Origin of the sequence: Streptomyces sp. ADI96-02 (assembly GCF_003846185.1) — a bacterium.
Lineage (GTDB): Bacteria > Actinomycetota > Actinomycetes > Streptomycetales > Streptomycetaceae > Streptomyces.
The window spans coordinates 3,934,030-3,940,499 of record NZ_ML123034.1 but is presented as its reverse complement, the minus strand read 5'-3'; the positions used below and the strand labels follow the sequence as shown (position 1 = coordinate 3,940,499).

The following is a 6,470-nucleotide window of genomic DNA, read 5'->3' as shown; positions in this document are numbered from 1 at the left end:
ACCCGGGGGCCTCGCTCGTTGCGCTTCACGGCCCATCACCCGATCGGTGGCCAACTCGAAGAAGCTCATTGAGACCGGGAACATGGCCCCGAGCATCACGGATGTCGACTGCCTCCTGTCCGCCATAGGCGTGTCGGATGAGGTCAAGGTCGAGTACATGGCTGCCGCAAGAGAGGCGGCCACGGAGGTCACAGCCTGGCGGCTGGTGCGTCGGCTCGGCTACAGCCGGAAACAGCAAGACCCCGTCCGCTTCGGCCTCTCCGCCTGATCCCTGAGCCACCTGAACCCGACGGCCCGCCCCACACCCGGGGCGGGCCGCACAGTCCGCCACCCACGGAACGGACAAGCGGTGCACCACCACGGTTACGCCTGGCTCGGGGAGAAGGCGACGTTCGACAAGGAGAGCGTCCGCAGGCCGCCCGGTCAAGCTCCGACGGCGACCAGCGAAAAGGAGGTCCACGATCGGTATCGGCAAGCCGTCGCCGCGTTCCCGGCCTCCGACGTACCGCCGATCCAGACGGCGCACTGGCTCATGAAGCCGCACTCGACGATCCGGGGCACCTGGGAGGATCCCGGGGAAGCCGGTACCTGGCCGGGCCGGCAACTCGCCGCGTTCTCGCCCCGGTTCGCCTCCGCACAGGATCGCGAGGCGATTCGGCTGGCGCTCCTGGTCGAAGCGGCGGTCGAACGGCTTGGGCACGGCGGAGACGTGTCCCTCGGCCACTACCTGGCAGGAACGATCTTCCACTCCGTCGCTCTGATCACCTGTTCCCCGAACCGCGCCGCTCCCGAACTGCCGTGCCCGGCACGGCGGACCGGCGTCTGACGGTGTACCGCCGCCTACCCGATCCTCCGCTGTCGCGCAAGCCGCCGTTCAGGCCCTTCTAGGCTGGGGCGCATGCCCACGCCACCCGCATATGCCCTCGTCGCCACCGACCTGGACGGCACTCTGCTGCGCCCGGACGACACCGTGAGCCTCCGCTCCCGCGCCGCGCTCGCCCTCGCCGCTTCCGCCGGCGCCCGGCACCTGATCGTCACCGGGCGGTCCGTCCCCGGTGTACGGGCGCTGCTCGCCGACCTGGCGTACACCGGGCCCGTCGTCTGCGGGCAGGGCGCCCAGGTGTACGACGCGGAGACCGGCGGCGGGCGGCTGCTGCGGTCCGTCACCCTGGACCGGAAGGCCGCCGACGCCGCGCTCGGGAAGATCGAGGCCGAGGTCGGCGCGGTGTTCGCCGCCGTGGACCAGGACGGTGCGGACGGGATCACCCTGATCGAGGCGGGTTACCGGATGCCGAACCCGACGCTGCCCGCCCTCGTCGTGGACGCCCGTGACGCGCTGTGGGCCCGGCCGGTCATCAAGGTCCTGGTCCGGCACCCGGAGTTGGGCGACGACGAGCTGGCGGCTGCGGCGCGCGGGGCGGTGGGCGATCTGGCGTCGGTCACGATGGCTGGGCCCGGCACGGTCGAGCTGGCTCCACGCGGAGTGGACAAGGGCACCGGGCTCGCGCACGCCGCCGAGCTGCTGGGAATCGGCGCGGAGCACATCGTGGCGTTCGGTGACATGCCCAACGACCTGCCGATGTTCCTCGGGTCCGGACACCGGGTGGCCATGGGCAACGCGCATCCCGAACTGCGGGCGGCGGCCGACGAGGTGACCCTGTCGAACGCCCGGGACGGCGTCGCGGTGGTGCTGGAGCGGCTGTTCGGCTGAGCGGGCCACGGTGGGGCCGGACCGGGGCCATGAGCCGGGGCGGGCCATGAGCCGGGGCGGGGGTCGGAAGCCGGGCGGGACTGCCCCGCAGAAGCAGCCTGCCGCCATTCGCCGCCCCGGATCGTGCCCCCCTCAGGCCGTTACTACACCTTCTGGATGGTACAGTAAGTAACGTTCGGGGGTGCCTCTGGTGGTGCTCATCACGAGGCACCCCCGCATGGCGCCCAGCCGTCCCTGACCCGCGCCCGAGACAACCAGACCTGCCACGGCCCCGGCCCGGTGGACGCCGTCATGGCGTCCTTTCCGGCCGTCGGCCGGCCGAAGAGAGGAATTTCCAGATGAGCGGCCCACGCCGTTGGTGGCTGCTGGCGACCGTGTCCCTGGGACTCGTCATGATCGTGGTGGACAACACGATCCTCTACACCGCGCTCCCCGTCCTGACCGGCGACCTCGGCGCCGATCCGTCGTCGATGCTGTGGATCATCAACTCCTACCCGCTCGTCATGGCGGGTCTCCTCCTGGGCGCGGGAACGCTCGGCGACAAGATCGGCTACCGGCGGATGTTCCTGACCGGGCTCATCGTGTTCGGTCTCGCCTCGCTCGCCGCCGCGTTCGCCCCGACACCGGCCGTCCTCATCGCGGCCCGCGCCCTCCTCGGCGTCGGCGCCGCCATCCTGATGCCCGCCACGCTCTCCTTGGTCCGCGTCGCCTTCGAGGACGAACGCGAACGCAGCATCGCCATCGGCATCTGGGCCACCACCTCCGTACTGGGCATGGCGCTCGGACCGATTCTCGGCGGGGTGCTCCTGGAGCACTTCTGGTGGGGCTCGGTCTTCCTCATCAACGTGCCCATCGTGCTCCTGGCGCTCGCCGCCGGCCTGGTCCTCGCGCCCAGGACCACGGTCCAGCGTGACAAACCCTGGGACCTGGTCGCCTCCCTCATGGCGATGGCCGGGCTCGTCGGCCTCGTCTACGCCCTCAAGGAGAGCGTCCGCCCCGACGGAAACCTCCTCCACGTCGCCGTGGCCGCCGTCGTCGCGCTCATCGCCGGCATCCTCTTCGTGCGCCGCCAGAAGGGCCAGGAGCATCCTCTTCTGGACCTCGCCCTGCTGCGCAACCCTCGGCTCCAGGCCGGATTCGTCGCCGCCGCCCTCGCGCTGTTCGCCACCACCGGAGCCCAGCTCGTCCTGTCCCAACGGCTCCAACTCGTCGACGGCCGCACCCCGCTGCAGACCGGACTCGTGGTCGCGGCCATCGCGGTCGGCTGCCTGCCCACCGGCCTCGTGGGCGGCGCCCTCACCCACCGCCACGGCGCCCGCCGCGTCATCCTGAGCGGGCTGACCACCAGCGCCGCCGGCACCCTCCTCGTGCTCACCACGACCCCGGGCGTCCTGCCGCTCCTGCCCGAGACCGCACCGCCCGCCTGGGTCGTTCCCGGTCTGCTCCTCCTCGGCGCCGGCATGGGCCTCACCATGACCGCGGCATCCGCCACCATCATGGACAGCGCCCCCGCCCATCGCGCGGGCATGGCCGCCTCCGTGAACGAGGTCGCCTACAAGATCGGCACCCTGTTCGGCATGGCGATCTTCGGCAGCGTCCTGGGGTCCGTCTACACCGCCACCGTCGATCTGCCCGCCGGAACGTCTTCCCGTGCCGAAGCCGGCATGGACCAGGCCCGCGCGCTGGCCGAGACCCTTCCGGCGGCCCCCGCCCGCGCCCTGCTCGACGCCGCGGCCACGGCCTTCGACCGGGGGTTCCACTGGACCCTCGTCATCGGCGCCGCCCTGCTGGCCTGCGGCGCGCTGTTCACCGCCCTGCGGCTCGGCAGGAGCACGTCCGCCTCCCGGACACCCGGCCGGGTCGCTTCGGCGGCTCCCGGAGCCGGTACGGACGGGTCGTAGCGGTCGCGGGGCAGGCGGCACCACCGGCGAGGGCGCAGTCTCCCGGCACGCCCCGGCACCACGGAACGAGCAGCCGGCGCCGGTGGGGGAAAGCGGGACACCTGAGCTCTCGTCAGGAGCCGCCTGGCCACCGGGAGCGTTCGGAACCCTCGTGGTCCGGGAGTTCCTGTTCGGTCCACAGCACCTTGCCGTGCGGGCCGTGCCGGGTGCCCCAGTGCGCGGCGAGCCGGGAGACGATGAAGAGGCCCCGGCCGCCCTCGTCGGCGTACCGGGCGTGCCGCAGGTGCGGGGAGGCGGTGCTGCCGTCGTGCACCTCGCAGGTGAGCGTGGAGTTCAGCAGCAGGCGCAGCCTCAGCGGCGGATGGCCGTAGTGGACGGCGTTGGTGATCAGCTCGCTGACGATCAGCTCCGTCGCGTCGATGGTGTCCTCGTCGCGGTCCCAGCCCTGGAGCCGGTCGCGTACGAGTAGCCGGGCGGTGGCCGGAGCCGTGGCGTCCATGGCCAGGTCCCAGGTGACGACCCGGTGTTCGGACACCGTGCCGGTGCGGGCCAGGAGCAGGGCCGCGCCGTTGGAGCGGGTGTCGTCCGGCAGCTCGTACACGATGTCGTCGCAGAGCTGCTGGAGACTGCGGCCGGTACGGGCGAGGGTGTCGGTGATGCGGGTGGCGGCGCGCTCGTCGGGCAGCAGCGAGGACGTGCAGAAGGCGAGGACGCTGCCTTCGTCGAGGGTGACCGTGGCCGTGGCGAAGGGGGCGCTGTCGGCGGAGAAGAGGCCGGGCCCCTCCGGTACGTCCACGGCGACGGCGCTTCCGTCGGGCGCGACGACGAGGGGCGCGGGGTGGCCGGCCCGCGCGATGGTGCAGGTGCGGGTGAACGGGTCGTAGATGCCGTAGACGCAGCCCGAGTCCAGCGGTTCGCTCTGCAACGCGTCGCCCGGCGGCAGGGCGGCGCGCTCGCGGGCGAGCCGGTCGGCGGTGTCCTTGAGCCGGGCCAGTACCTCCTCCGGCTCCAGGTCGAGTCCGGACAGCGCCTGGATGACCGTGCGCAGCTGGCCCATGGCGACGGCCGTCTGGAGGCCCTGGCCCGCGACTCCGCCGACGACGAGCGCGGTGCGGGCCCCGGACAGCGCGATCGTGTCGAACCAGCAGCCGCTGTCCCGGCCGGGCAGCAGCACGTGCGCGGTCTCCACGGCCGCCTGTCCCCGGTCGCCCTGCGGGAGCAGCCGCCGCTGGACGGTCGCGGCGACCACGTGCTCGCGCTCGTAGCGGCGGGCGTTGTCGATGCCGAGGGCGGCGCGGGTGACCGCCGTGACGGCGAGTTCGAGGTCGTCGTCGTCGAAGGGCTCACGGTCGCCGCAGCGGTAGAGGCTGACCAGCCCGAGGATCGCGCCCCGCAGGGTGAGCGGCACGACGATCAGCGAGTGGGCGCCGGTCTCCGCGACCAGCCGGGCGCCCGCCCGGTCCGCGTGCAGCCACGGCGTATCGGGGCCGAGCGGTTCGCGGCGGGGCCGGAGGTCGGAGACGGCGAGCGCGTACGGCGTACGGGGAGGCAGGCGGCGGGTCCCGCCGACCGCACGGGTCCGGCCGCCGCCCGCGCCGCCGCCGCGCTCGCCGCCGGCGGCCTCGTCCCCGCCCAGCGCCGCACCGGAACGGCGGCTCGCCGCGCGGCGCACCGGCACGTCGGGCGGCAGCGGGCCCACCGGCGGATCGGCGCCCCGCAGCACCTCGTCGACCACCTCGACGACGGCGAGGTCCGCCAGGGCGGGCGCTACGGCGTCGACGAACTCGCGGCAGGTGGCCGCCACGTCCAGCGAGCCGCCGACGACCTCGCGCACGGCCGTCAGGCAGTCCTCGCGGGCCCGTTCCCGCTCCTGCTCGGTGACGTCGACGACCGCGGTCACCAGCCCCAGCGGCAGGGCTTCGGGCCCGTCCACGCGGAAGGCGGAGAGGAGGTAGCTGCGGTGCCGGGCGGCCGTGCGCGGCCTGCACCGTACGAGGTGGTCGCGCACCGGCCCCTCGCCGGCCAGCACCCGCTTGAGCAGGTGCTCGGCGTCGTCGGGGTGCTCCACGCGCAGGACGTCGGTGAAGCGGCGGCCGATCAGCTCACCGCCGGGCTCACCCGCGACCGCGGGGCTGGCCCGTACCAGTCGCAGCTGCGGATCGAGGACGACGAGCCCGACGGCCGACTGGGAGAAGAGCGTGCTCAGGAGGGCTTCGTCCAGGTCCCCCGACGGGGTCCCGGCCGAGGCAGGAGACTCGGCGTCCGACACGGCTCCACCCACCCTCCGGCTCCGGCGCACCGGTGCGCCGACATGTGCCGACCAGCATCACCCGCGCCCGGGGGCCCGGCCACCGGTGGGCGGCAGGCGTGTGAACGCGGCGGGAGTGTCAACGGCGCGCGGGCCGGGCCGGGGAGAGCGCCGTGCTCGCACCGGGCCGGTGGCCAGTCAGGTCGCGAGGTTGGGCACCACGACGTAGGTGCCTTCCTCGTTCACCAGCTGCGTCTGCACGTTCGGCGTGCCGTCGAGGTTCACCGTGTGGTTGAGACTCGCGACCGTCCCGCCGTTCTGCGTGCTGAACTCGCCTCCGTACGGCTTCTTGAGCGGCAGGGACGCCAGCGTGGCCGTTGTCATGTAGCGGGTGAGGAGTGCGGCTTCGGGCTTCTCACCGTTGTGGTGGTGGTAGGCGCCGTTCGCGGTGTCGGCGAAGCCCTTCGTGAGAGAGATTCCGGTTCGTGCGGTTCCCTGGACGGTTTCGGTCGCGTCGCCGCTTTCCACGCGGGCCTCGGGGGACTGCTGGGTCTTTGAGACGTTCAGCTCCGCCCTGACGGTGTTCGCGGTCCTCTTCGTGGTGGAGAGG

At 73.1% G+C, this 6,470-nt stretch carries 5 protein-coding genes and 1 pseudogene; 4 read left to right on the top strand and 2 right to left on the bottom strand.

Going from position 1 to position 6,470, the window contains the following annotated elements:
- Positions 1 to 46 precede the first annotated feature (46 nt).
- The 4 genes and pseudogenes from EES43_RS17340 to EES43_RS17325 all read left to right on the top strand — a co-directional run.
- Positions 47 to 238, top strand: a pseudogene (locus EES43_RS17340) (XRE family transcriptional regulator); the annotation flags it as partial.
- A 111-nt stretch (positions 239 to 349) separates the two neighbouring features.
- Positions 350 to 826: a hypothetical protein gene (locus EES43_RS17335; protein WP_124269553.1), complete on the top strand. Its 477-nt coding sequence runs from the start codon at positions 350 to 352 to the stop codon at positions 824 to 826.
- Positions 827 to 898: 72 nt separating this feature from the next.
- Entirely contained in the window at positions 899 to 1,711 is an 813-nt protein-coding gene (locus tag EES43_RS17330) for an HAD family hydrolase (protein WP_124269552.1), read from the top strand.
- 338 nt (positions 1,712 to 2,049) lie between these two features.
- Complete coding sequence (locus EES43_RS17325) at positions 2,050 to 3,612, top strand: MFS transporter (RefSeq protein WP_124269551.1); 1,563 nt, start codon at positions 2,050 to 2,052, stop codon at positions 3,610 to 3,612.
- Positions 3,613 to 3,724: 112 nt separating this feature from the next.
- On the opposite strand, the gene EES43_RS17320 is transcribed toward EES43_RS17325, so the two are convergent.
- Both EES43_RS17320 and EES43_RS17315 read right to left on the bottom strand, forming a co-directional pair.
- Positions 3,725 to 5,881 carry a SpoIIE family protein phosphatase gene (locus EES43_RS17320; protein ID WP_124269550.1) on the bottom strand — a complete coding sequence of 719 codons (2,157 nt, stop codon included), beginning with the start codon at positions 5,879 to 5,881 and terminating at the stop codon, positions 3,725 to 3,727.
- Positions 5,882 to 6,058: 177 nt separating this feature from the next.
- Positions 6,059 to 6,470, bottom strand: a 412-nt coding sequence (locus EES43_RS17315) for a hypothetical protein (RefSeq protein WP_164493193.1), incomplete at its 5' end; no start/stop codon positions are given.

Excerpts from the sequence above, each read along its gene's own strand:
- EES43_RS17330 (WP_124269552.1), top strand. The coding sequence starts at position 899 with ATGCCCACGCCACCCGCATATGCCCTCGTCGCCACCGACCTGGACGGC.
- EES43_RS17325 (WP_124269551.1), top strand. The coding sequence starts at position 2,050 with ATGAGCGGCCCACGCCGTTGGTGGCTGCTGGCGACCGTGTCCCTGGGA.